Here is a 25,833-nt window from a genome sequence, read left to right as displayed (position 1 = left end):
CTTACTCCCCCTTATACATTGGTTTGCGTTTTTCCTTGAATGCCTGTAATCCTTCTAATCTATCTTTCGTATGGATCACGCCCTCATACGCTTGTTTTTCCATTTGTAATCCGGTATGTAAATCTACTTGAATACCATTTGAAATTGCTTCTTTTGCTAGTCGAACAGCAATTGGTCCATTATTAGCAATTCGATCTGCAATTTCGATTGCTTTCTCTTCTAGTAAATCAGCTGGTACTACGAATTCTACTAAACCATAATCTTTCGCTTCTTGCGCCGAAATACGTCTTCCTGTATAAATTAATTCTTTTGCTCTACCAACACCAATTAATCTCGGTAAGCGCTGTGTACCACCTGCTCCAGGAATAATAGCAAGAGTAGTCTCTGTAAGACCTAAGCTTGCATTTTCAGAAGCGATTCTAAAATCACAAGCTAAACTTAATTCTGTACCACCACCAAGGGCAATTCCATTTATTGCTGCAATTACTGGTTGTGGTAATTGTTCTACCATCTCCATAGTAGAACGAATCATACCAACAGCATGGCGAACTTGTTCTTCATTCATACCAGCTCGTTCTTTTAAATCAGCACCAGCACAAAACGCTTTTTCGCCAGCTCCTGTTAAAATAACTACACGTGTATTTGACTCTTCGCTTATTTCCGTTAATATAGTTTGTAATTCTTCTAATAACGCTAAAGATAATGAGTTGGCTTGTCGTTCACGATTTAAGGAAATCTTTACAACGTGCGGTGTTACATAGTCAACTGAAATGTTTTGTAATTGTAGCATCTTCTCACCTACTTATTGTTTTATGTTGAAGCGCTCTATACACATGACTCGGTAATTGGATATTTAACTTACTTTGAATAAACTGACTAGCTCTCAATAACTTTTCTTCATCAATATTAGTTTGCACACCTAGCTTATGGAGCATATGCACTAAGTCATCGGTAGCAACATTCCCCGATGCTCCTGGTGCATAAGGGCAGCCTCCAAGTCCACCACAAGAACTATCAAACGTTGTAATACCATGTTCTAATGACTTAACTACATTCGCTAGTGCCATTCCATACGTATTATGAAAATGCATTGCAAACTGCGAAGCATCATACTTCTTTAATAAATGCTCTAATACTTGTTCTACTTGTAACGGATTCGCTACACCGATCGTGTCACCAAGAGAGATTTCATAAATGCCGTATGAAAATAGTTGATTACATATTTCGTCAACTGCTGTGGCACTTATTTCCCCTTCATAAGGACAGCCAAATACAGTAGAAACATAGCCCCTTACCTTTTTCCCTTCGAATGTTGCCTGTTTCGTTATATCTTCAATTACAGTTAATGCTTCTTTAATTGATTTATTAATATTACTTTTATTATGAGATTCACTTGCTGATAAAAAAACATTCACCTCATCTACATTTTGCAAAAAAGCTCGTTCCAAACCATTTTGATTTGGAACAAGCGCTGCATATGTAACATTTGGATCCCTTTTTAGCTCAGAAAATACATCACTTGCATCGGCTAATGCAGGAACCCATTTAGGGTGAACGAATGAGGAAACTTCAACATACGATAATCCCGCTTCTGTAAGTAGTTGAATCCATTTTACTTTATCTTTTGTGCCAACAATCTTTTTTTCATTCTGTAAACCATCACGTGGCCCGACTTCTTTAATGACAGCAAAATTAGGTAGTTTCAATTCGCTTCCCCCTATATCTCCCTATTCAATTTCTAGTAATACATCTCCTTCATTTACAAAATCGCCTTCTTGCACGTTGATTTTCATAACAGTTCCGGCTTCTTCTGAAACGATCGGAATTTCCATTTTCATAGATTCCAAAATGACGACATCCTGCTCTTCCTCTACTGTATCTCCTACTCCTACAACAATCTTCCAAACATTTCCTGCCATCGATGCATATACTTTCGTCATCATTTTTTCCCCCTTAATATTCATAACTCTTATTTTTTAACAAGTTGTTTCGTTACAAAACCTGTTGTATAAATACCGCTTTTGAACACATCGTCTTCTAATACTTGTAGTAGCATCGATGTATTCGTTTTAATACCTTCTACTTTTAATTCTTGCAGTGCATCCTGTAATTTTGAAATCGCTTCTTCACGAGTTTCCCCATGAGCGATAACTTTCGCAATCATTGGATCATAGAAAGGTGTAATCGTTACTTGATTCTCTAAGAAGTGATCAATGCGTACATTTGTCGGTAACGTTAGATCTGTAATTTTCCCAGGTGATGGGAAGAAAGTTTTCGGATCTTCTGCATAAATACGAGCCTCGATGGCATGACCACTACGTTTTACATCATCTTGTGTAAATGATAGCTTCTCACCATATGCGATAAGTAGTTGTTGTTCAACAAGGTCTAACCCAGTAATTTCTTCTGTAACCGGATGTTCTACTTGTAATCTCGTATTCATTTCTAAGAAATAAAAGTTCTTTTGATCATCTACAAGAAACTCAACTGTACCAGCATTCGTATAACCAAGAGCTTTAGCAGCTTGTACAGCAACTTCTCCCATCGCTTTTCGTGTACCTTCATCTAAAAACGGTGAAGGCGCTTCTTCAATCACTTTTTGGTTTCTGCGCTGTACGGAACATTCGCGTTCCCATAAATACACTGTATTACCATGTGTATCCGCTAAAAGCTGAATTTCAATATGGTGCGCATCAGCTATATAGCGCTCTAAGTACATTTCTCCGTTACCGAAGAAATTTTGTGCTCTTGTTTTGTTACTTTCAAACGCTTTGGTGAGCGTTTGCTCAGTTTCCATCAACTGCATTCCAATGCCTCCGCCGCCCGCGGATGCCTTAAGCATTAATGGATAACCAATTTGTTTTGCAATTTCAATTGCTTCTTCAGCAGTTTCAATATTTGTAGTAATACCTGGAACTACTGGTACATCTGCTGCTTGCATTGCTATACGTGATTCAATTTTACTTCCCATCTTAGTAATGATTTCTTCTGAAGGACCGATAAATACGATTCCTTCTTCTTTACAGCGAATCGGAAAAGATGGATTCTCTGATAATAATCCGTACCCCGGATGGATTGCTTCAGCATTCGTCTTCTTAGCTATTTCTATAATTTTTTCAAGGTTTAAATAGCTTTCTTGGACACGTGGACCACCTACTAAGTAAGACTCATTTGCCATTTTTACATGAAGGGCATTTTCATCAGCCTCAGAATAAATAGCAACAGTGCGGATGCCAAGTTTTTGACAAGTTTTCATAATACGAACTGCGATTTCCCCGCGATTCGCAATTAATATTTTTTGAAACATAGTGATTCCTCCTTTTTATCTACATCCTAAATGTCTTGCAATTACGAGACGTTGAATTTCAGAAGTTCCTTCACCAATTTCTAACAGTTTTGCATCACGAATATATCGTTCAACTTCATATTCACGCATGTAGCCATATCCACCATGAATTTGTACTGCATGATTTGCAATACGACTTGCTGCTTCAGATGCAAATAGTTTTGCCATAGCCGCTTCTTTACCGAAAGGTTTATCATTATCTTTTAACCAAGCTGCTTTATGTACTAAATTACGCGCTAATTCCACTTCAGTCGCCATATCAGCCAATTTAAATTGAATCGCTTGGAAATTAGAAATTGTTTTTCCAAATTGTTGACGTTCTTTCGCATATTGCAATGCACGTTCAAATGCAGATTGCGCAATACCAACAGCTAATGCTGCGATTGAAATACGTCCTCCATCAAGTGTATATAAGAATTGTTTGAATCCTTTATTTACATCACCAAGAATATTTTCTTTCGGTACACGCACACCATCAAGTACGATTTCACAAGTATTAGAAGCGCGAACACCCATCTTATCGTAAGGACTTGAAATCGTTAATCCTTCACTAGTAGTCGGTACGATAAATGCAGAAATACGTTTTTTACCATTGTCTTCAACACCATTGATAGCGGTTACAATGATTGTATTTGCATACTCTGCGTTTGTGATCCAACACTTCTCACCACTAATCACATATTCATCGCCATCTAAAATTGCTTTCGTTTGTGTGCCGCCTGCATCAGACCCAGCGTTTGGCTCCGTTAATCCGAAAGCACCTAATGTTTTACCTGACGCCATTGGAACTAAATATTTTTGTTTTTGTTCTTCTGTACCGAAATAGTAAATTGGAGAAGCACCTAATGAAATTGTTGCAGCATAGCTTAAACCAGTACCACCACAAGCACGACCAATTTCTTCAACCGCTAGCGCGTAAGATACAGTATCGCCACCTGAACCTCCATACTCTTCTGGGAATGGGATGCCTAATAATCCTAGTTCGCCCATTTTTTGAAATGTTTCATATGGAAATTCCGCAGTTTTGTCATAATACACAGCTTTCGGTGCGATTTCCTTTTCAGCAAAGTCACGTACCATTTCTTTAATCATTTGTTTTTCGCGAGTTAGAGTAAATTCCATTCCGCTACACACCCCTTATCGAATATTGAGTTTCGACAGCGTGCGAGTTTCTACTACAAACATTACTTCTTAAAAGACAAGAATACTAGTTAGACAATTGCTACAATTCTGTCATAACTTAATTTTAAAACAGATTCTGTACTAATGCACGAAAAAATTCCTACATTGTTCTACAACAACATAGGAATTTCGTGTCGAATTATGTATTTTATTGTTTAATAATTTCTACCTTTTCCCGAATCTGAAATCTCTACTAAAGATTCAGGGTATGGTTCGAAATATGTTTGTCTTAATAAATACTTTTCATCAAATCGAAGAGCCCACGATTTTAAAATTGCAAGTAAGCTACTGAGCGGGACCTTCTTTTCTATATACTTTTGTATCAAATCTAAAAAATGATCTTTTTCTTGTTTTTTCAGCTTAGTTTTAAAATATCCAAAAATATGCTCACATACATTTACATTCGATGTATAGCGGGGTGTGCGCATAAATAATTCATATAAAGTCTTCTCATAGTTTTCAAATACCACTTCAATCGTTTCGTTTTTTTGATTTGCAATAATACGCCCTAATTCCTTTTGTTTTACCTGATTATATGCCATAAATAAATATTTATTGTCCGACTGAAACGATACAAGGTCTTTCATATTTTTATTATGTTTAATCCCTTTGTAATATGCGATTGTAAATAACCTTGTAAAGAAATGTTCTCTAATAATAAAATTCGACAATCTACCTTCTTCTTCAATTGGAAGATGCGAAAATTTTTTTATTACTGCTCCGCCAAATAATCCAGATCCCTTTCCTTTTGCTGGCGCTTTTTCAAAACCAGAATAAATTTTCACATCACGTGTACCACAACTTGGCGAACGATTCTTTAAAATAAAACCATCTACATCGGATATCGTTTGTAAAAAGTCATTTGAAAACTGCTCCATTTTTTTAGTTACATCTTCACGCGTCGACGGTTGCACAAGTCTATTTACCCCATTTTCTTCTACTATTCGTATCGTTTCGCGAGGAATGCCTAAACCAATTTCTACTTCTGGACAAACCGGGATAAACGTAACAAATGGCTGCAAATTTCGTATTGTTATATCTGGAATCATCTCTGCATTATAACGACAAGCATCAAATTCTAAACATTTACTTACAACAATTTTCGGTTTAGCAAATTGGCGCATCATATTACCTCCGTGGTGTTAATCCGTACAATATAAATTGAATCGTATTCTCCATTTCCACTTCATCGTCCCATTTTTCTTCAGGCAATAATAAAAACCGCGTTAAAAGAAATCCTAATACAGCTGATAAAGTAAGACGTAATACGGAAGATGATGGAATTTCAATAATTTCCCCTTCTTCTTGAAACTTTACAATCAACTTTTTAAAATGTGAAAGTAGTTCTGTTTCTACTAATTGCTGTATTTCACTTTTTAGTTCTGGCTGGAATGGCACTTCTTGAATTAATATTTTTATCATTGGAAAATGCTTTTTCGCAAATTCAAATCTATTATGTATTACTACTCTTAAAAGTCCTTCATACGATTCATACTCAGTTTTAAATATTTCTTTTGCAAAAGCTTGTACGAAAAATGGTGCGGCGAACTTTGTTAAGGTCGGCATGACGACCGCTAACAATAAATCTTTTTTCGTTTTATAGTAGCGGAAGATTGTTCCTTCCGCTACACCAGCTCGCTTTGCAATTTCACTTGTTGAGGTTGAAGCGTACCCTTTTTCTCCAAACATATCAACAGCTGCCTCTAATATACGCATTTGACGTTCATTTTTTTTATCAGTATTTGTTGCAGCAACTAATTCTTCAAGCCAATCTTTCTCCATTTATATAGCTCCTTTTTTCATCATTATATTTTGCGATGTTTCTTTAATGCAAATACATTTCCAACTGCAAATACTAATGAGAAAAGAAGTAAAACAGTGAGATCTAATGCAATCTCTGAAAATCCTTGATTTCGAATCATGACTTGTCTCATTGCATCGGCACCATATGTGAGTGGAAATAGTTTTCCTAACATTTGTAACCACTTGTTCATAGATTCCAATGGGAATAAACCAGAAAAGAAGACTTGCGGCACGATAACAAGCGGGATAAACTGGATCATTTGAAATTCATTATTTGCGTATGCTGATAAAAATGTACCTAATGTAAGTGCAGTTAAAGATAACATACATGTAGTAAGTAGCGTTAGCCATATAGAGCCAGCTACATAAAGGTCTAAAATATAAACTGAAAAACTTACGATAATAATAGATTGAATAAATGCAAAGATTCCAAAACCAATAATATATCCTACAACTATTTCCCATCTTCTTACTGGAGTGGACAATAACCTTTCTAAAGTGCCACTTAAACGTTCTCTTACGAAAGATACTCCTGACAATATGAATACAAAGAAAAATGTAAAGAAACCGATTAATACTGGTCCAAGCCCATCAAACATCGTAAAGTCTTTAGAACCGTGTAAATACTCCACTTCAGGTTTCATAATCGATACATCATTCTTCTCTGTGCTCTTTTGCAATACTTGAAGTACAGCACGATTTTTTGATGAATCACTGCCTTCTAACAATAGACTCATTTTTCCATTTTCTAAACGGATCACTGCATCTACTTTTTGCTTTTCTAATTCGGAATATGCCTTTTCTTTACTATACTCATAAATTGACGCTTCTTGATTTTGCATTGCTTTTACTATTGGTGCAGGTACATCCACTACAGCGATATGTGGTATATAATCTTTTTGTGTAAATACGAGAGATAATAACCAAAGTAATAACATTGGTGCGCCAAACATCATAGCTAACGAACGCTTATCTCGAAAAAACTGACGAATAATACGGATAACTACACCATTAACTCTCATCACTCAGCCACCTCTTCTAATAAAAAGACATCTTCAATTCGTCCAGATGATGTTTGTTTTTTCAATTCCTCAGGTGTGCCAGTCGCAACTAATTTCCCTTCTCTAATTAACCCTAGACGTTCACAAAACTCCGCTTCATCCATAATGTGTGTCGTTACAATAATAGTTGTGCCTTTCTTTTTTAGATCATAAAACTTCTCCCAAATTGATTTTCGAAGTAGCGGGTCTATCCCCACTGTTGGTTCATCTAGAATTAATATTTCCGGTTCATGAAGTAGTGCTATCGCCAATGATAAACGCTTTTTCATTCCCCCTGAAAATTGCTGTACTGGCTTTTTCATATGCTCGGATAATTGCACAAGTTCAAAAACTTCTACAATTCTCTCTTTCTTACGCTTACCTTTTAAACCATACATCGTTGCAATAAAATCTGCATTTTCATACGCTGATAGTTCTTCGTATAATGCATCAGATTGAGCCATATAACCAATTCTTTTCATTTCACTTAACTTAGGCATGCTTGTATTGAAAACAAGCACCTCACCTTTAGTTGCCTCATTAATACCTGCAATCATTTTAATGAGCGTCGTTTTTCCTGATCCGGAAGGTCCAACCAAACCAAAAATCCCTGCTTTTTCTACTTGCAATGAAATGTTATGCAATACTTCTTTTTTTCCAAAACTTTTTGATACATCTCGTAAAATAATTGAAGGTTGTTGCACTCAAAATCCCCCTTTTCCACAAAATGAGTGAGTACTCACTTTTATTTTACTCTTGCGTAATTATATGTCAAACTTCATTGGTTAGTATTTATTTTTAATTCACATCTTAATCAATGAAACAGAGTCGACATTAGAATGTTTTTTCTGAAAGTCGACTCTGTTTCATTTGAATTATATATTTTTATGTTTTTAAATTCATATACTTTCTAATTCTAGCAACGTCTAATGAATATTCAATTACTAATTGTTGTAACGGTAAAATAACTGTATCGGGATATAAATGTGCATATTGTAATGTTTCTGCATATTTTTCTAATCTTTTTTCTAAGTATTTTATAATTTGATCCGGATGACTTACTAATAAACATTTACAATAATAATGAATTTGTTCCTCAATCGCCGTATACTCTTCAATTTCAAATTCTTTATGCATGTGTACACACCCCTTTAAGTTTTTTTACATCAATTCCTTATCACACTTTTCACTCGAATAATTTTTGTTTTTTTTTGATTATTTACACTATAACAGACTCTTCAGGTCAAAATTTGTTACTTTATGTAACGTAGAAAATTTTTAACAAAATTCTAGTGTAAACTTGTACATACAAAAATCGTACAGTTCAATTTAACTGTACGATTACAATTTCCAGCCTATTAAAAATTCTTTGCGGAATGATACTATTGCCTAATCCCCTACTTACGATCATAGACGTATTTTGTTCTTCATATAAACCAGCTCTGTATATTTAGGGAATATCCCTTGATTTGGAGCAACTAATCCGCCTAAAAATGGTAATCTAACTTGCTCACCATGAACGTGTCCCGATAAAACTAAATCTATTCGTTCCTCAACATACTCCTTTAAAAATTCAAGCCTATGGGATAGTAATACCTACTATCTATCTGGCTGCGTTTCATTTTTGGTTTTTACTATCGCTTCTTTTATTGTATTTCTTTCATCACAGTTACACAGTACAATAAAAATGGGTAACTATGAAGCGATAATCTTGTTCATCCTCTATCTGAAACTTGGATTTCCTTAATAAAAACAAAAAAAGACACCTAAACGAGTGTCCTTTATTATAAGTACCAAGCTTTATACAAGCGAAGAAATAGTAAACATTATTCCTCCAAACATGACTGCCCCTAGAAAACCTAGTAGTATAATTCGTGTTAAACACACAAGATTAGCAAGTCTAATTGAAGACTGAGATAACGGGGAAAATCCCCAAAATTATTCCTTGGTTCCTTGCCGTTCTTATTGTTCGTTATTATATGGATTATCGATAATCGAAACAGCTCGAATATGTACATTTGGATACTGTTGACGAATTTGATTTTTCGCATCATCAAAATCCGAAGCTACAACTTTTTTTATAAAATACACTTTCAGCCTTATAACCTTGCAGTATATATTAATAATACTTTAGCTTGTCATAGAAAATCTTATGGATCAATCGCAGTATATAAAAGTCCAAATACTTCTCAACAGATAGGATTATGGACAGTATATGATGCATCAAGATATTAAATATATTCCAAATTTGGTTGGGTAAGTAATAGACCAATTAATCCATAATAAGAAAAAGAGGCTGCGAAATAATTACAGCCTCTTTTCTTTAATCGCATTTTTCTATTTGGTCGCCTTCTTCACCTGCATTTTCTGCCGAACTATCCGTTCCGCCTCCCACTGCATGTTGCTGTTTGGTATTAGAACTTTCGATGGCAGCATTGGTTCCTGCTGCACTGTCTTCTCCACCACCACTTGCCACTTGAGTAGCACCAGCCTGTTCCTTACGGGTTTTATTAATTTGATTATTGATGATAATTACAAATTCTTCCTCTTCATCCGAAGTTTCTTTTTTCTTTTTATGCGGCTCAATCTGGTCCCCACTAATTCCTTTATTTATAGCTTCGCCTCCAGCGCCCACCGTTCCTTGTTGTCGGGTATTCGATGAATCGATTGCTGCATTACTTCCTGCTGCACTATTTTGTCCGGCTCCACTGGCAATTTGTGTTGTATTCGGTGCAAATGTAATCTGATTATTAATGACAATGACAATTTTTCGTTTGTCAGCAAGATTTCCCAAATTAATTTCTTCTCTATCTTTTTTTACAAATCGAAACGTGATTTTTTCATTGTTTTCCATGTTCTCCCCCCTTTGTAATATTAAATGACTGGAGAATGATAATGGATTGGACAAGCGTATTTTTTTATAAATATGTGCCCCCACCCACAATGAGGGGTGTATTATCCGTTTCCGGTATTTACCTCGTATTAGGTACGTCGACTTGACGACAGTCCAGCATCCGCCGAATTTCGGGATGCATTAGAAGATATAGAATGAGAGATTAGTAGAAACATTGGTATATAAAGGTTTCTAAGTTTCATTTTATTTTTCTACTTTCCTTTTCTTATTTAGATTTATCAGCCAAATATCTAGCATAGTGAATTAAATTTCTAGCTACATCTAATTCAAGATTAAATATATTAGGTACCCCTGGTCTCCAATTCACCTCAAATAACCACAATTTTTGATCTTTATCAATCCCTACATCAATTCCTAACTCATCAAATAATACATCCTTAAATAAAGAATTAAAATGGTTAGAAAAAGTTACTGCAAATCTTTCTAAATACCTTTTAATATTATACCAATCGTTATCAAACTCCGCTTTTAAAAAAACATCTAAATAAGTACTATAACCACCCTTAGCCATATTTGATACAATACTTCCTAATGGACCTATTCTCGGGAATATAGAAGTAACAACCCACCTGCCTTCCCCATTTCTTTGAACATGCAATCGAAAATCATAAACATGACCAGATTTCATTTGACATGAAATAAACTGTTGAACTATGTATCCTTGCTCTTGAATCTTATCAGATATAAAGCTCCGTAATTGTTTTTTATTAATAGATGAAATTTGTTCTGACTCATTCATACTGTAATTCATCCCATTTTTTTCAATGAAAACAATACCACTACCTTGATGTCCAGAAATTGGTTTAATAATAAGTTTTTCATAACGATTAATCATGTCAAAAAACTTATTAACATCATTTAATTCATAAAAAGGAATAAGATATTGCTTAAATTTTTTTGCTCTATTTATTCTGTTATATACACTTAATTTATTTCCAATTGAATGACTTGTAAAAGGAACTTTTTCATGTAGATAATCATAGATTTGCTGATTTTTATCACTGATATGAACACTTGCATTATAAATAACATCTGGAAAAGAAAATTCTTGTTCAATCCACTTACCATTTTCATAAGCTTTACCTAAAATCTTCTTCGTTTCTAAATTTACTTTCCCTAAAGTAAAATAAAAAAAGTCCACACCTTCAGCTTTAGCTACAGCAGCGTAAGTATATGCTTTCTTTACGTCATTCGGATCTTTCCGATGGTGAAGCATACCAATTATAGTCATGTTAGTTCTTCTTCCCTTCTTTCTAAAGATCTTTTTCAAAACAAATATCAAATTCATTATATATATATTCATGTTCTCCCTCATTCAACCATTTTTCGAAAAATCCCGAACAAGCTTAACCTCATTTTAATATTCTACCTATAGAAATAATAAACCTGAGGTTTTATAAAATGATAAATGATAAAGGTTAAGGTGACATAAAATGGATACTATCGTTTTCATTGAAACAAATAAATCTGGATCAAGTAGGGAAGCAATCAAAGCAGCTGAAAAACTTAATTTCTTTACTGTTCTATTAACTAAAAAAACAAAGTTTATTAATGAACGCACTATATTCCCTGATGTACATCAGATGATTTTCACTGATATAAATGATTATGATAATATAATTAAAACAATTGAAAAATTAAATAAATCAGGAAAAAACATAAAAGGGATCTTTAGTTTTATTGACCCTTATGTTTATATGGCTGCACGTTTATCAGAAAAATTTTGCTCAAATATTGTATCTACTAAAGCTATCCATCATATGGAAAACAAAATATTAACTCGTAATGTACTTAAAGATTTACCAATCTCACTCAACTATTTAATTTACAAACCAACAGAATCATTATCATCTTTTTTTAAAAAAACTAATAAGATAAATTTCCCTCTTATTGTGAAATCCCCTAAATCAACAGGATCAAAAGATGTATTATTAGTAAAAAATAAAGATCAATTAATTTTATCTATACAAAGTCTTTTAAAAAAACTACCTAATGAAGAAATTCTACTTGAAGAATATATAGATGGACCTCAGTACTTAGTCGAAATTTTAGTTCAAAATGGAAAAGTCCATATTATAGCAGTAATTGAACAAGAAATTACACTTTTTGAACGCTTTATTGTTACTGGTTATTCTTTACTAGGACAGGTAGACAAAAAACTATACAATAGTCTTTTCAATGCAGTTAATTCTGTTATTCAGGCTTTTAATATGAAAAATGGAGCTTGTCATCTAGAACTCCGGAGAATAAAAGATGTTTGGAAATTAATTGAGATAAACCCTAGAATATCAGGTGGAGCAATGAATGACATAATTGAAATTGGACATGGAATCAACTTAGTACAAGAAACTATTCGATTAATGTTAGGAGATAAACCTTCACTAAATAAAAAACATCATAAATATGTGTATGCTCATTACCTAACAGTTAAATCTAAAGGAAAACTAATTCGAGTTACAGGGAAAAATCGTAGTTCTAGATATCCTGGTGTAGAGAAAGTTTATATAAAACCTAAAAAAGGAACTTTTCTAAAACCACCCACATCAATGGGACATCGATATGGATACGTTATAGCAGCATCCTATTTTAAAACAGAAGCTAAAAAAATAGCTTTAGAAGCAGCTAAAGAAATTTCATTTGAAATCCAAAAATAATATATATACAACAACAGATAAAAACATGTTAAAAATCATATTCCTTATAATTCTAATTATCATGATCTATCATTATTGATAATAAAAAAAGTCACTCCTTATCTATTTTTATACCGGATACGTAATATCTATTCATTTTTTTGTTTTTATCGTTTTAATAATAAAAATACAAAAAACGATTCTTTTCACACGAAAAAGAATCGTTTTCTAATTTTATACTTTCAATAACATCTGGTAAAGAAATGAGATAACTAAGAGATTATTACCTAATAGCATCGATTACAACTTCAGCTGCCTCTGCAATTAGTTGATTATCATAGGTAGCCTCTTTCTCGTCTTTACTGGATAAAATTGCGATGACAATAGGTGCTCTATTTGGCGGCCAAACGATAGTAATGTCATTTCGTGTCCCGTAACTTCCAGCTCCAGACTTATCTCCAACTTCCCAGTCAGTTGGTACGCCTGCACGAATAAGTTTGTCTCCTGTTGTATTTCCTTTCATCCACTCTGTTAGGATTTTACGTTTATCAGCTGGAAGTGCATTTCCGACTGTAAAAGCCTTAAGATTGGTAGCAATTGCTTTTGCTGTACTTGTATCACGAATGTCCCCCGGAATAGCCTCGTTTAGCTCTGTCTCCAATCGATCAGACATAGTAACTCGATCACCCATCTGTCTAAGCGCTTTTTCATATCCTTTAGGTCCGCCTATTTTATGAAATAAAATGTTCCCTGCAGTATTATCACTGGAACGAACAGCTGCCTCTGCAATTTCCCCAAGAGTCATACCTGTGTCTACATGTTTCTCTGTAACGGGTGAATATTCAACTAAATCTTCTTTCGTATAAGTGATAACTTCATTTAATTTATCAATTGAGTTTTGCTGTAGTAATACCCCTGCCGCTAACGCCTTGTAGGTTGATGCAAAGGCAAACCTTTCGTTAGATCGATAAGCAATTGTTCGATTAGTACCAGTATCAATAGCATACACACCTAATCGTGCATCAAATTTTTTCTCGAGTTGAGAGAATTCTTGATACGTCGCATGATTTTTATGTTTCACTTGTCCTGGATTTTTTTTCGCCTCAACTTGCAATGCCCCTCCTGTAAAAGTTGCTAGGCTTGTAATACTTAAACCTAATATACCAACACACATTCCTAATTTTAGCATTTTCTTGTTTTTCAAAACCATCATTCCTTTCAAATTTTCAATACTGAAAACAAGTATTATATTCAATACACTTTATCCAACTTAAACACCTGTTTTGATACGTATACATAATAGACAACCTAAGAAACAAGTTTGTTCCATAAATTTAAAACCTTTCTAACTAGAAGCCAAGATATTAACAAAAATAAGAGATAGCAACTATGATAGCTGCTATCTTTTATTTCAAATCTTCCTTTAACTAATAAAGGATTTTATATAAACAGGGTCTCTTCCCCTGAGAAAAGTACTCAAATTTTACTAATTTAGATTAGAATTATCTGTACTCGCAGCTTCACCATGCATACGTTGCTGTTTCAAATCAAAGTATACATCTAAAACTTCCTTTCCTATTATAGAGTTAATTCCACTTTTATCATTATGAAGCCATGGGACTACTACAGAAAACGCTACTTCTGGATTATCATATGGAGCATATCCAACTAATGTTAAGTTGTAACATTCCATACGTTCTCCTTTTGCATTTCTACCAATTGGATCATCTCCACCATATACAGTTTGAGCTGTCCCTGTCTTTCCTGCTGGTTTATATGAAGCATTTTTGAAATACTTCACGCCAGTTCCATCACCTTCTTGGAATACCCATCTAAAGCCTTCTTTTATCCGATCGATATGTTCTGTCTTCATATCAATTCGATTTAATACGACAGGCTCTATGGAGTGTATAACTTTCCCAATCTCTTCTTTTATTGATTGCTCTCGTATTTCTTGTACAATTTGAGGTTGCATTCTATAACCGCCATTAGCAATCGTTGAAATGTATTGTGCCAATTGCAACGGCGTATACGTATCATACTGACCGATAGAAAAATCTAATAAAAAACCTGGTTGACTATCTACTTTTCTAGTTTGTCCAATTATTTCATTTGGTAAGTCAATTCCTGTTGGCACGCCTAATCCAAATTGCTTGAAATAATAGCGCATCGTATCAAATGCACCTTGTTTAATATCCAATGAACCATTTGGTACATAATTAACTCCCGCAATTTTTAAAGCTGTCTGGAACATATATACATTCGAAGATACTTGTAGAGCTCGTAAATCATTAATATTACCAAATCCAGATACATTCCACGATTTCTTGGCTTGTGTACCTTTAAATTTCATCGGTGCATCATAAAATTGATCTCCTGGCTGTATTACCCCTGTCTCGTAGCCAGTTAATAAAGTTGCACCTTTTACAGCTGATCCTAGCTCATACGAAGTTGTCATGTTACCTAATGCCAAATCCTCAATCTCTATTTCCCCTTCTTTTTCTACAAGCTTTTTGCCTGCCATAGATAAAATCTGTCCGTTATTTGGATTCGTCATGACGACAAAAGCTCGGTCCAACAGTGGCTCTGAACTCTTAAAAGCTCTCAAATTTTTCTCTATACTTTCTTCCACTTTCTTTTGTAATTCCATATCAATCGTTAATGTTAAACTGTTACCACTTTTTCCTTTAGAGATTATTTCTGTGTTTATAATGTTACCTGATTTATCAGTAATATTTTTCACTTCTTCTTTTGTGCCGTGTAATACATCTTCATACCGTTGTTCAATATAACTTTTTCCTACACGATCATTACGGTTATATCCACGTACCAAATAAGAATCTAAGTGTTCTTTTGGCAGACCTTCTTCGCTACTCGTAACATTTCCTAATACTGAACGAAATAAATTGCCATATACATAATTCCGTTCCCAATCAACCGTTGCATCTACTCCTGGGAACTCCGCAAGCCTTTCACTTATCCGCGCATACTCTTGATCTGTTACATCTTTTTTAATAATTTGTGGTGTCAGTTGATAACCTGAACTCATTTTACTTTTAATAGCTAACACTTTTAAATCTTGTGCTGTTAACTCTTTCAATTCTACTTCTGTAACGCGACTTCGTCTTAAGTCTTCTATTTTTTTATCTAACTCTTTTCCCTCTATTCTCTTTTCTTTAAACTTTTCAATATCTTTTTTAGCAATCTTTGTCTCCGCACGTTTCGTATTCAACTGCATCCAGAAATCCTTTTTATCAATATCAGTTAACTTATTTATATCTTGTTCGGGCATTTCAAGTACTTTCGCCAAGTCTTTTGCTGTTTTTAAAATATCTTCACTCGTAATCCCTTTCTTTCTTGTATACGTAATCGTACGAAGAGATTTATTATTAACAACTGTTTTCCCTTCTCGATCAAGAATTTGTCCACGTGGAACCGGAATACTAGTTGTTGCATTTTGACTGCTTTCCACTTGGTTCTTATAAGCCTCTCCCTCAACAATTTGTACTTTTCCTAGTTGCATAATAATAGCTGAGAATAGTAGAAATATGCAAAGGAACATTATATTTAATCGAATAGATATATATGTCTGCTTCTTTTCTTTTTGTTTTTTCATAAATCCTCCATATAATTCTTCCGGAACTCCTCACTAATACTTAGTAAATAAATACGTTCCCTATATATTAGAAATCACCATTCAGTTATAAATAGTGCCTTATCTTTTTTTCTAAATCTTTGTAAGCGTCAAGTCCTTTTCGTTTAGCCGCGTAATTGATAAATCTCCTTTCCTGTTCTTCTCTCTATTTTTTTATCACTTGCATTAGAAATGCTAAACTGTATAATGACTCATATTAAGCTTACACATAGACTTGCTAGTAACTTTTCATACTAATTAATCCTTTCTTCATGTTGTAATACTTAATAGACAACCTAAATCATAAAGTTGTTCCACATTTACAAAAAAAATAATTAACTATATGATGAAATAAGCTAAAAAAGGGAGGTTTTTATGTTACATACAAAAATAAAAAGATGGAGGTTTATAGCGTTTTTTTCTATTGTAGGTGTTATTTTAATAATTTTGTTAAAAGTCAATTTCGTTTCAATTACTATCGAAACTTCTTCAGCTGAAAGAGGAGAAATTTTTGATCATAATGATGTAATACTAGCTACAAATAAGAAAGTTAAGTCTCTATATTGCACCTTTAAAGAAGAAGAGCTATCGACTCAAGATACATCAAACATAGTAGCTTTTTTCAATCAACTTTCAAGCGAGTTTCAACATGACATTTCTACAGAGGACATACAATTTCAATTACAACAATCTTGTAAAAAGCAGACTATGAATGATATACCGTTATACTCTGACATAACTGAGAATGAACTTGCATTCATAAACAAAAACAAGCCCAATAATGTAATAATCAAAGATGAATTGATTCGATATTATCCTAAAAACGAAATTGGTTCCCAGGTAATTGGTTATGTAGAAAATGACTTTAATTCTAACAATGGACCTGTTGGGAAAAGCGGAGTTGAGCTTCAATATGAAAATGATTTAAAAGGAAAACCAGGAAAAACTCTAATTTTTAAAATGAATAATAAAAAGTTCTTTTGGAACATTCAAAAAGTACAAAACGGAAAAGATGTCCGGCTAGCTTTAGATTCTAAGTTGCAGCAAAAAACAGAGGAAGCATTAGGATCTCAAATTAAGAAAACACCTGATGCTAATGCTGGTTATGTTGTGGTAACCGATGTAAAAACTGGCGCAATTTTAACTATGGCTAACTCAGCAGTTTTTGATCCAAATACATTACATACACATGTATCATCTAAAAAAGAAAACATCACATCATTATCGCAAAATAAAGCAATTCAAAAATTAAAGTATGATGAATCTTATGTAAATATGGCCTCTACTATAAAGCCTCTTACTATTTTAATTGGATTAAACGAAAAGCTTTTTCAACCTGAAGATACTTATTTAGATACAGGTAGTTTTCAGTATGATAATCAAAATAACATTATGAATGCACCTGGAACGCCAACAGGTGAAATCACACCGAGTCAGGCTATCATTAATTCTTCTAACACATTTATGACAGCGAAAGTAGCTCTACCTTTATTCAACCAAAATAATGGAAATATAGAAAAAGTAGCAAATATATGGACAGATTATTTAATGCAATTCGGCCTTCGTTCTAAAACTGGGATCGATTTACCCTTTGAAGAAGACGGAAAATATGAATTGCATCCATCTAATAAGTTTGAAAATGGAATCTCCGCTTTATTAAATGCTTCTTGGGGAGGAAATGAAGTGCATACCCCTCTTCAACTCGCCCAATATGCAGCAACTTTGGCAAGTAAAGGTGATAAATATAAACCTCAAATCGTAAGTACTATTATTGGTCAGGACGGTAAGGAAACAAAAAAGTTTAAACCAATTTTAGAAAGTTCAAATCGTTATCCTATGAAATTTTGGAGTGTCGTGCAAGGTGGAATGAGTCAAAATATAAAGGAGATTAAAAACTTACCTTTTGATGTCGCAGGTAAAACGGGTATAACGGGTTCACTGAATGAGCAAGAAAGAATGATCAATCATTCTCTTTTCATCGCATATGCTCCTACCGAAGATCCACACATTGCCGTTTCTGTCGTTATTCCTGGTAGTAATTCAGAAAAAAATATTGCTGCTCTCGTTACATCAGAAATTTTAGAGTCCTGGAATACTCTTCAAAAAGAAAATAAAAACAAAGAGGAAGGTTCATTAAAGTGAACCTTCCTCTTTTACCATATAGATTCTATATTCGTTATTTTCCATATACCTTCACGATCTTTTTCGAACATGAATGAATACTTAATATCAGTTAAAACATACTCTTTTTGTACATATCCAGTATTACCGTTAATTGTCGATATTTTTATATATCCATCATTCTGCGTTTTTTCCGGAATCCAAGCTTTTACCATTTCATTAGATACTTCATATAAAACTTGTGATTCTAGTTTTGGTTCAGCTAAAATTTTCGTGTTGTTTCCAGTAACAGTTGCATATATAAAATGTCCTTCCTTTGATTGATTACTTTCTGTCAATCCACTTGGCACTTTGTAAACTTTCTTCGTATCATTCACAAATTCTCCCCCCATTGTAAGAGCAACTTGCAACTCATGAAAAATATCTTCATCAAACTGCAATTCTTCCTTCTTATACATCCTTCCTTTAAATATAACTTCTTCATTTAATGCTCTAAACAAATCATTTTCATTTTTAGAATTTGTACTTCGATATAAGTCATTTATAAATTGTTTTAATGACGGATCTTGAGCAGACTCATCTTTTGTTTTAGGCTTAATTTGCGTACTACTTTGTACCGGTGATTTATTATTATCAAGCCAAGGCTGTTGAACAATAAAAAATAACATTGTACAAGCCAAAACAACTACAATAGGCAATACTTTTCTACGAAATGGTCTTTTGTATGATGCAGAATCTACTTCACTTTTTTGGTCTATCGATTGCTTTATTTTATAAATAAATTCTTCTTCATCTTTACGATTCTCCATTGGACCGTTTTTTAATTTGCTATACCAGTCAGGATTTTGTTTATTGTTCATCGCTACTACCCTCCTCTATTAATTTTGAAACTTTACTTCTTGCTCTACTTAATCTAGACTTTACAGTTCCAATGGATACTCCTAGTGTTTCAGCCATTTCTTCATAAGATAATTCATATTTTGCGTCCAATATTAGTATTTCACGGTGTTTTTTAGGTAGTTTTAATACAACCTCCCACACTTCATTCATTTCCTCTTGCTTAAAAAATTCTTGTTCTGCCGATGAAGATTGCTTATCATCACTAAAAAATCCCACTAAAGATATCCTTTTAAAATAAGAGGATTTCAAATAGTTAATTGCCGTATTTCTTGTGATTTTTAATATCCATGTTTTAATAGATGACTCCTTTCGAAATGAATTCCAATTTTTAAATACCTTTATAAATACATCTTGCGTGATGTCATCTGATAAGTGTGGATCTTTCGTAATAATAAATGAATAATTCCATACATCTTGCCAATAGTCTTTTATAACATAGTCCAGCTCATCATGATTACATTTGTCAATAAACGTCTGTTCCATTTCCACACCTCAAACTTATTTGAATAAACATAAAACTGCCCTCACTTTTATTATGGTTTCAATATATAGACAAGATACAAGTTTCATTTGTTCCATTTACTATTAGCAATGCCAACCTTTCAAAAATGAAAACAAAAATGAGGTATCAACTTTCTACAGCCACAACAAAAAAGCATTCTCGATTAGGAAGAATGCTTTTTCGAAACTTAATTGTTCTTTGTTTTACTCAATACCTTTGTGTTAAGCAAACAATGATTGTAGTAAAAGATTTTACTTTATAATTAAATATTATTTTTGGAAAATATGTTTTATTTTTTCACCTGGAACATTACTTCCCCCTCTTCCTTTTACATCTTCTATCATCATGGTTACAATCATATCTGGCGCATTTGCATCAAAAGCTGCAAACCATCCAAGTTCTTTTCCATCTGCTTCTTTCGACTCTTTCAGTTCTGCTGTACCGGTTTTACCAGCAAGAGTCACGCCATCAACCTTAGCAATTCTCCCCGCGCCGTCAGGGTCATTAATGACTTTTATTAATGCACTCTTTAATATCTCTTGATTCTTTTTAGCAACCACATTTTCTTTCCAATTCCCAGCTACTTTTGCTTCTTTTAAAAGATGAGGCGACGGAATATTCCCTTCATTCACAATCGGTGCATATGTTAATGCTAAATGAAGTGGTGTCATTAATACTTGTCCTTGTCCGTATCCCGTGTCTGCTAGTTGAATATCATTTTTTATCCCATCTTTTGCAATGATTGAAATAGGAAATTCGTATTCGATTGGTAATTTTTCATGAAATCCGTATTTCTTAAATTCACTTACATACTGATCTTTTCCCATTTTCAAAGCTTGTTGAGCAAAATAAATATTATCAGAGTACTTCATTGCCTTATCAAAATCAATTGGACTTGCATCCTTCACACGTGTTACATAATAATTTCCCCAAGATGAATCTTTTGTCCACTTTAATCCTTGAATTTTAAATTCTTCCTTAGGATTTATTGTGTTTGTTTCCAAACCAATTGCACCTGTAATCGTTTTAAATACAGAACCTGGTACAAATGCTTGTGTGAAACGATTCATCATTGGTAGTTTCGAGTCGTTATTCCATGCTTCTCGTTGAGCTTTTGATGCTCCTCTAACAATTATATTTGGATTATAGGCAGGGCTACTTACAAGTGCGATTGTTTCCCCCGTTTTAGGATTGACCGCTGCACTAGATCCTGCTTCATTTTTCATCTCATTAAAGATTTTTTCTTGAATTGCAGCATCAATTGTTAACGTAACATTTTCCCCTTCTTTTGCTTCTTTTTTTGCTACGTTTTTAATCTCTTTCCCATTCTCATCTTCTATAAATACACGTCCACCCTTTTCACTACGCAATTTATTTTCTAATACTTTCTCTATACCTGTCTTACCAATTAAATCATCTGCTTGATAACCTTTTTTTTGAAGTGATGTTAACTCCTCTGCATTCACCTTTCCTATATATCCCGTTAAGTGTGCCGCTGCTTCTCCTAATGGATACGTCCGAATATTTACTGGGCGAGATGAAACTCCTTCTAATTCAATATAATCATTCTGTCTGGTTCCCTCTTTTAAAATACCAATTGGTACAAAGGAGTCTGGCTTTATCCATTTCGCTGTGAGCTTCTGTTCGACCTCTTCTGTAGACATATCAAGTAATTGTGCTACTATTTCTTTTGTTTGTGCCGCTGTTTCGCCTAGTTTCTCTGGAATAATTCCAACCTCAGTCGCTTTACCATTCATTGCAAGACCTTTCCCATTTCGATCATATATTTCTCCGCGTTTTCCCTGTTCTGTTTGCATACGGACTTTGTAATCTTTTTTCATCCCTGGGAAAATGAAGTCTGGTGTCCAATCTATTTTCCAAGATTCTTTATCTTTCACAAGTTTCGCTTCATGGACGAATGCAACTGGCCCTCCATCCGTATCCATCTTAACTTCAAAAAGAAAACGCTCTTTATCTTTAGCATTCTCTCCTTTCGTTTTAACTATTAAATTCTTAACTCCAATACCCTCAGAGATTTTTTGATATTTCTCTATGAAATCCTTTTTAGAAATCGTTTTTTTGGCATGTTCTGATAAATGATCATACATATTTGCAAATTTTTTATCATTCCATAAATTGATATATTCTTCAAATGCTTGTTTTGGCGGTTCGTTTTTATTACATCCTACCAACATAACTGCAAAACAAAAGAAAAGCAGCATCCATAATTTTTTCAATTCAATCTTCTCCCTTAGTTAAAAATGGTTATTCCTTTCTTGATATATTAAATAAAAAATGTTTTAACGCTTAATAGACAGTGTAAGTAATGCAATTGTTCCACATTTACAAAAAAATTAATTTATGGTTAAGTTGCATTCGAAGGGGAAGATTTTAAGATTCTTACAAACAAAACAAGCGAGTCTTTTTAGCAATCGGTATCATTATTAGTACTGTTTTAACAATTTTATTTAAAATATCTTTTAGTTCGGGTTCTCCGATCTTGTCTTTTTTGTAGATATTGGATAGAAAAAAGGACCCTTATACTAAGGGTCCTGCAACAGAAAACAACAAAAATATAGACAATAAAAAGAATTACTTAAACTATAATTTATAGGCGCTATATATCCTTCTTTTTCGCATCAAAACCCCTGCGCTGTATGCGACAGGGGGCTAGTTCATTCTAAAACTTATTTAAAAGAGTCATGTACAGGCAAACTACTATAAATCAATTCAGCAACTTTTACATATCCTTTTGAGTTTGGATGAATTAAATCCGTAGACCAAAGCGTATTATCATTAACTAAGTGATGATTCCAAAAGTCAACATGATGAAGCTTATACTCTCTACTCAATGAAAGTATAACTTCGTTCGCCTCTAATAATTGTTCTTTTAATACTTGTTTTTTTTCAGAAGAAAAAGGAAGCCTAACTGTAAAATCTGGAAGGTTTGCTATAATAATATCAGCACCTGTTTTACTTAATGTATCTATCATAAATTCCATATCGTTCTTATATGCTTGATGATCCCAACGTCCTTTTAAAACATCGTTTGCACCTGCAATTAGACTAACCAAATCTGGATTAAAAGTTAATGCCTTTTCCAATTGCTGCGCGCAAATTTCTTTAGTTACTAACCCACGCTTTGCAAAATTAGCATATTCTATATCGTTTTCACACAGTTGAACAAAATGATCTATCCAGCTTTTTAATGCTATCCCCTCAACTTCATCCCCTATCCCTTCTGTAAAACTATCACCAATCGCTACAAATCGCTTCCACATATGTAGTCCCCCTTTTTTGTTACTCATATCTACACTATACAATAGTTCACAACGAAATTGTTCTTTCTAAATGTTTTTTGATTTCAATTATATTCCATTTTAGTATATTTACTAAAAAATTTGTTGTTCTTTGTTTTGCTCAGTTGCTAGATTTCTTTTCGTTTACATGATACGAAATTATAGAAAAAAGTAGTGTCATTGTAATGCACAAAGTACGAAGGAAAAAGATAGAATACGACAGCTACATTTTTTAGCTTTCTTAAACTCTGTTTTTATAAGCACGTGTTTGTTATACTTTATTTCTTTTGAAACTATTTATATTTTATATAAAATACGGTATATGAAATTTCTCCTTCATATACGTAGTGTAAGTTCATTATATTTTCCATACTCAAACCTTATAAAAAATTCAATACAAAAAATAGCCTATAAATTTTTATAGGCTACTCTTAAATTCATCGGTTATTATTTTGCTAATTCTTTCGTACCCTTCAATACATCAACAAAGAATCCCCAGTTATTCACAACAGAAGAAATACTAATGTGCTCATCTGGAGTGTGGACATTGAAAATATCCGGCCCGAATGAAATTGCATCTAACTCCGGCATTTTTTGAACAAATACACTACATTCAATCCCTGCATGTACTGCGAAGATTTCAGCATCTTTACCATACTTTTCTTGATGCACTTTTTCGAATAAATTACGAATCTGTGAATTCGGATTGTATGGCCACTCTGGATATGCTGACTCTAATTCAAATCTCGCACCAACTAATTCGGCAATATATTTTATTTCATCTGCAATATGTTTTTTCAAACTACTTACAGAACTTCTCACTTCGTTTCGTAATTTAATTTCATCTTGCAGCGTTTCAATAACTCCTAAATTTGTTGAGCTTTCGACAAGACCTTTTATATCCATGCTCATACTTTGAATGCCATTTGGAATTAAGAATAATGATGAAATAAGCTGTTTTTGTGTTTCTTTAGCAAATACTTTTTCTACTTTTTCATCCAATTTTGTAAGTGTAACATGAACATCCGGATCAACTGCGCGCATTTCTTCTTGTAATACTCGCGTCCATGATTCTAATTTTTCTTCAACTTGCCCTACATCTTCTTGACGTAATAAAATTGTAGCTACACTTTCACGAGGAATTGCATTTGTTTTTAATCCGCCGTGAACCTCACTGATTTCAAATTGAATATTTGTTGATAAATCACGTAAAACTCGTCCTAGTACCTTGTTCGCATTTCCGCGTTGTTTATCAATTTCCATACCAGAATGTCCGCCCTTAAGTCCTCCGACATATAGACGGTATGCATCCATATTAACCGGTGCCTCATCCCAAATTACTGGAATTGTTTCAACTGCTTTTGCACCACCCGCACTACTTACAAGTAATTTATGATCTTCTTCAGAATCAATATTAATAAAAATCTTTCCGTCAAAATGACTTGGATCAACAGCGAAAGCTCCGCCCATTGTCGTTTCTTCTTCTGTTGTAATAACTACTTCAAGAGCTGGATGCGGGATGTCTGTTGAATCTAATAATGCTAACGCATATGCAACGGCAATACCATTATCCGCACCTAATGTAGTTTCGTTTGCATATAACATATCTCCAACAATGCGTAATTCGATTGGATCTTTCTCAAAATCATGTACTGTTGCTTGATTTTTTTCACATACCATATCAGAATGCCCCTGAATGATAATAGCCGGAACATTCTCATAACCAGAAGTAGCTTCTTTTTTTATAATGACATTTAACGCTTCGTCTTGAATAACTTCTAAATTACGTTCCTTGGCGAAACTCACTAAGTAATCACTAATTTCTTTTTCATTACCTGATCCTCTAGGAATCTTTGAAATTTCTGCAAAATGATAAAATACAGGGTGCTTTGTTAATTGCTCTAAAGTAGAATACATTTTTTAAGCTCCTCTCAAAATGACAAAATAATATGTAAGTCTTTTATCATTATACCATGATTCAGTATCTTCCCTTCTCATTTCGCATTTAAAAATCAACTCACCAAACTCTCTTTTTTTAGATAAATAATCCTTACTAGATTGTAATCAAAATCAATTTTAATAATGGAATAAGGGGCGTATACTTTTTATAGAAAATCATTAAAGCGAAATCTTATGAAGAAATTCAACAAGCAGAATTACCTTCAAAAATAAAAGGAAATTTGCTCTTAAATAAAAAAAACGAAAGAAAATGCACTATGCATTTTCTTTCGTTTTTTTCGCTCGCATATATTTTGAAGTACTATTATTCATTAGTTTCTCTAATCGATTTATATTTTCCGTTAATGCACCCTTCACAAGAGAGAAATCTGTATTTGATTCTTCTTTTTTTTCTTTAAAAAATGAAGATTTTTGTACATTTATTTCTGCCATCTCTTCTCCCCCTTTTACAAAAGATACAACCTTATACTTATATTATATAGCAAACGCAAAAAAGGTGT

23 protein-coding genes and 1 pseudogene are annotated in these 25,833 nt (G+C 33.5%); 2 read left to right on the top strand and 22 right to left on the bottom strand.

Annotated features, from left to right (window positions below):
* Position 1: 1 nt before the first annotated feature.
* The 14 genes and pseudogenes from COI75_RS23935 to COI75_RS23875 all read right to left on the bottom strand — a co-directional run bounded on the left by COI75_RS23935 (position 2) and on the right by COI75_RS23875 (position 11,588).
* Positions 2 to 790 carry an enoyl-CoA hydratase gene (locus COI75_RS23935; RefSeq protein WP_000939811.1) on the bottom strand — a complete coding sequence of 263 codons (789 nt, stop codon included), beginning with the start codon at positions 788 to 790 and terminating at the stop codon, positions 2 to 4.
* A gap of 4 nt (positions 791 to 794) precedes the next feature.
* Positions 795 to 1,706: a hydroxymethylglutaryl-CoA lyase gene (mvaB, locus tag COI75_RS23930; protein ID WP_000775452.1), complete on the bottom strand. Its 912-nt coding sequence runs from the start codon at positions 1,704 to 1,706 to the stop codon at positions 795 to 797.
* Between the two features lie 21 nt (positions 1,707 to 1,727).
* Entirely contained in the window at positions 1,728 to 1,943 is a 216-nt protein-coding gene (locus COI75_RS23925; RefSeq protein ID WP_001985297.1) for an acetyl-CoA carboxylase biotin carboxyl carrier protein subunit, read from the bottom strand.
* 26 nt (positions 1,944 to 1,969) lie between these two features.
* A complete protein-coding gene (locus COI75_RS23920; RefSeq protein ID WP_000486764.1) occupies positions 1,970 to 3,307 on the bottom strand; it encodes an acetyl-CoA carboxylase biotin carboxylase subunit in 1,338 nt (445 codons plus the stop codon).
* Positions 3,308 to 3,322: 15 nt separating this feature from the next.
* A complete protein-coding gene (locus COI75_RS23915; protein WP_000397265.1) occupies positions 3,323 to 4,468 on the bottom strand; it encodes an acyl-CoA dehydrogenase in 1,146 nt (381 codons plus the stop codon).
* A gap of 215 nt (positions 4,469 to 4,683) precedes the next feature.
* Positions 4,684 to 5,652 (bottom strand): YbgA family protein, encoded by a 969-nt coding sequence (locus COI75_RS23910; RefSeq protein WP_001248613.1) that lies wholly within the window; start codon positions 5,650 to 5,652, stop codon positions 4,684 to 4,686.
* A 4-nt stretch (positions 5,653 to 5,656) separates the two neighbouring features.
* Positions 5,657 to 6,310 (bottom strand): TetR/AcrR family transcriptional regulator, encoded by a 654-nt coding sequence (locus COI75_RS23905; RefSeq protein WP_000409824.1) that lies wholly within the window; start codon positions 6,308 to 6,310, stop codon positions 5,657 to 5,659.
* A gap of 23 nt (positions 6,311 to 6,333) precedes the next feature.
* On the bottom strand, positions 6,334 to 7,353 hold the full coding sequence (locus COI75_RS23900) for an ABC transporter permease (protein ID WP_001265607.1): 1,020 nt from the start codon (positions 7,351 to 7,353) through the stop codon (positions 6,334 to 6,336).
* Complete coding sequence (locus COI75_RS23895; RefSeq protein ID WP_001187061.1) at positions 7,353 to 8,075, bottom strand: ABC transporter ATP-binding protein; 723 nt, start codon at positions 8,073 to 8,075, stop codon at positions 7,353 to 7,355. Before COI75_RS23895 ends, COI75_RS23900 begins: the two co-directional genes overlap by 1 nt.
* 181 nt (positions 8,076 to 8,256) lie before the next feature.
* Positions 8,257 to 8,508: a hypothetical protein gene (locus COI75_RS23890; RefSeq protein WP_000548596.1), complete on the bottom strand. Its 252-nt coding sequence runs from the start codon at positions 8,506 to 8,508 to the stop codon at positions 8,257 to 8,259.
* Positions 8,509 to 8,695: 187 nt separating this feature from the next.
* Positions 8,696 to 9,042, bottom strand: a pseudogene (locus tag COI75_RS27480) (metallophosphoesterase); the annotation flags it as partial.
* Between the two features lie 291 nt (positions 9,043 to 9,333).
* A complete protein-coding gene (locus tag COI75_RS27475; RefSeq protein WP_000273586.1) occupies positions 9,334 to 9,462 on the bottom strand; it encodes a hypothetical protein in 129 nt (42 codons plus the stop codon).
* A 232-nt stretch (positions 9,463 to 9,694) separates the two neighbouring features.
* The gene (locus tag COI75_RS23880; RefSeq protein ID WP_000429663.1) at positions 9,695 to 10,225 is read right to left on the bottom strand and encodes a hypothetical protein; all 531 of its coding nucleotides are present in this window, start codon (positions 10,223 to 10,225) and stop codon (positions 9,695 to 9,697) included.
* Positions 10,226 to 10,490: 265 nt separating this feature from the next.
* Complete coding sequence (locus COI75_RS23875; RefSeq protein WP_002095634.1) at positions 10,491 to 11,588, bottom strand: YheC/YheD family endospore coat-associated protein; 1,098 nt, start codon at positions 11,586 to 11,588, stop codon at positions 10,491 to 10,493.
* Positions 11,589 to 11,718: 130 nt separating this feature from the next.
* Between COI75_RS23875 and COI75_RS23870 the strand changes: the two genes are divergently transcribed.
* Entirely contained in the window at positions 11,719 to 12,939 is a 1,221-nt protein-coding gene (locus COI75_RS23870; protein WP_000379774.1) for an ATP-grasp domain-containing protein, read from the top strand.
* Positions 12,940 to 13,201: 262 nt separating this feature from the next.
* On the opposite strand, the gene bla is transcribed toward COI75_RS23870, so the two are convergent.
* Complete coding sequence (gene bla / locus COI75_RS23865) at positions 13,202 to 14,128, bottom strand: class A beta-lactamase Bla1 (RefSeq protein ID WP_033658012.1); 927 nt, start codon at positions 14,126 to 14,128, stop codon at positions 13,202 to 13,204.
* A 276-nt stretch (positions 14,129 to 14,404) separates the two neighbouring features.
* Complete coding sequence (locus COI75_RS23860) at positions 14,405 to 16,534, bottom strand: peptidoglycan D,D-transpeptidase FtsI family protein (protein WP_000744261.1); 2,130 nt, start codon at positions 16,532 to 16,534, stop codon at positions 14,405 to 14,407.
* A 393-nt stretch (positions 16,535 to 16,927) separates the two neighbouring features.
* Here COI75_RS23860 and COI75_RS23855 point away from each other — a divergent pair, with 393 nt between their 5' ends.
* Positions 16,928 to 18,694, top strand: coding sequence for a peptidoglycan D,D-transpeptidase FtsI family protein (locus tag COI75_RS23855; protein WP_000903329.1), 1,767 nt, complete (start codon positions 16,928 to 16,930; stop codon positions 18,692 to 18,694).
* 11 nt (positions 18,695 to 18,705) lie between these two features.
* On the opposite strand, the gene COI75_RS23850 is transcribed toward COI75_RS23855, so the two are convergent.
* The 6 genes from COI75_RS23850 to spoIISB form a co-directional block, all read right to left on the bottom strand.
* Positions 18,706 to 19,533, bottom strand: coding sequence for an SH3 domain-containing protein (locus tag COI75_RS23850; protein WP_001060783.1), 828 nt, complete (start codon positions 19,531 to 19,533; stop codon positions 18,706 to 18,708).
* Complete coding sequence (locus COI75_RS23845) at positions 19,523 to 20,056, bottom strand: RNA polymerase sigma factor (RefSeq protein ID WP_000438316.1); 534 nt, start codon at positions 20,054 to 20,056, stop codon at positions 19,523 to 19,525. Before COI75_RS23845 ends, COI75_RS23850 begins: the two co-directional genes overlap by 11 nt.
* A 288-nt stretch (positions 20,057 to 20,344) precedes the next feature.
* Entirely contained in the window at positions 20,345 to 22,312 is a 1,968-nt protein-coding gene (locus COI75_RS23840; protein WP_000737745.1) for a penicillin-binding transpeptidase domain-containing protein, read from the bottom strand.
* A 450-nt stretch (positions 22,313 to 22,762) separates the two neighbouring features.
* Positions 22,763 to 23,356 carry an SGNH/GDSL hydrolase family protein gene (locus COI75_RS23835; protein WP_000265866.1) on the bottom strand — a complete coding sequence of 198 codons (594 nt, stop codon included), beginning with the start codon at positions 23,354 to 23,356 and terminating at the stop codon, positions 22,763 to 22,765.
* Between the two features lie 465 nt (positions 23,357 to 23,821).
* Positions 23,822 to 25,291: a beta-Ala-His dipeptidase gene (gene pepD, locus COI75_RS23830; protein WP_000287567.1), complete on the bottom strand. Its 1,470-nt coding sequence runs from the start codon at positions 25,289 to 25,291 to the stop codon at positions 23,822 to 23,824.
* A gap of 297 nt (positions 25,292 to 25,588) precedes the next feature.
* Complete coding sequence (spoIISB, locus tag COI75_RS27080) at positions 25,589 to 25,765, bottom strand: stage II sporulation protein SB (protein WP_000808015.1); 177 nt, start codon at positions 25,763 to 25,765, stop codon at positions 25,589 to 25,591.
* Between the last annotated feature and the right edge of the window lie 68 nt (positions 25,766 to 25,833).

It is taken from the genome of Bacillus cereus (assembly GCF_002564555.1).
Classification (GTDB): Bacteria; Bacillota; Bacilli; order Bacillales; family Bacillaceae_G; genus Bacillus_A; species Bacillus_A cereus_K.
Note: the sequence above shows the minus strand (reverse complement) of the source record. Positions and strands in the feature narration are given on the sequence as shown.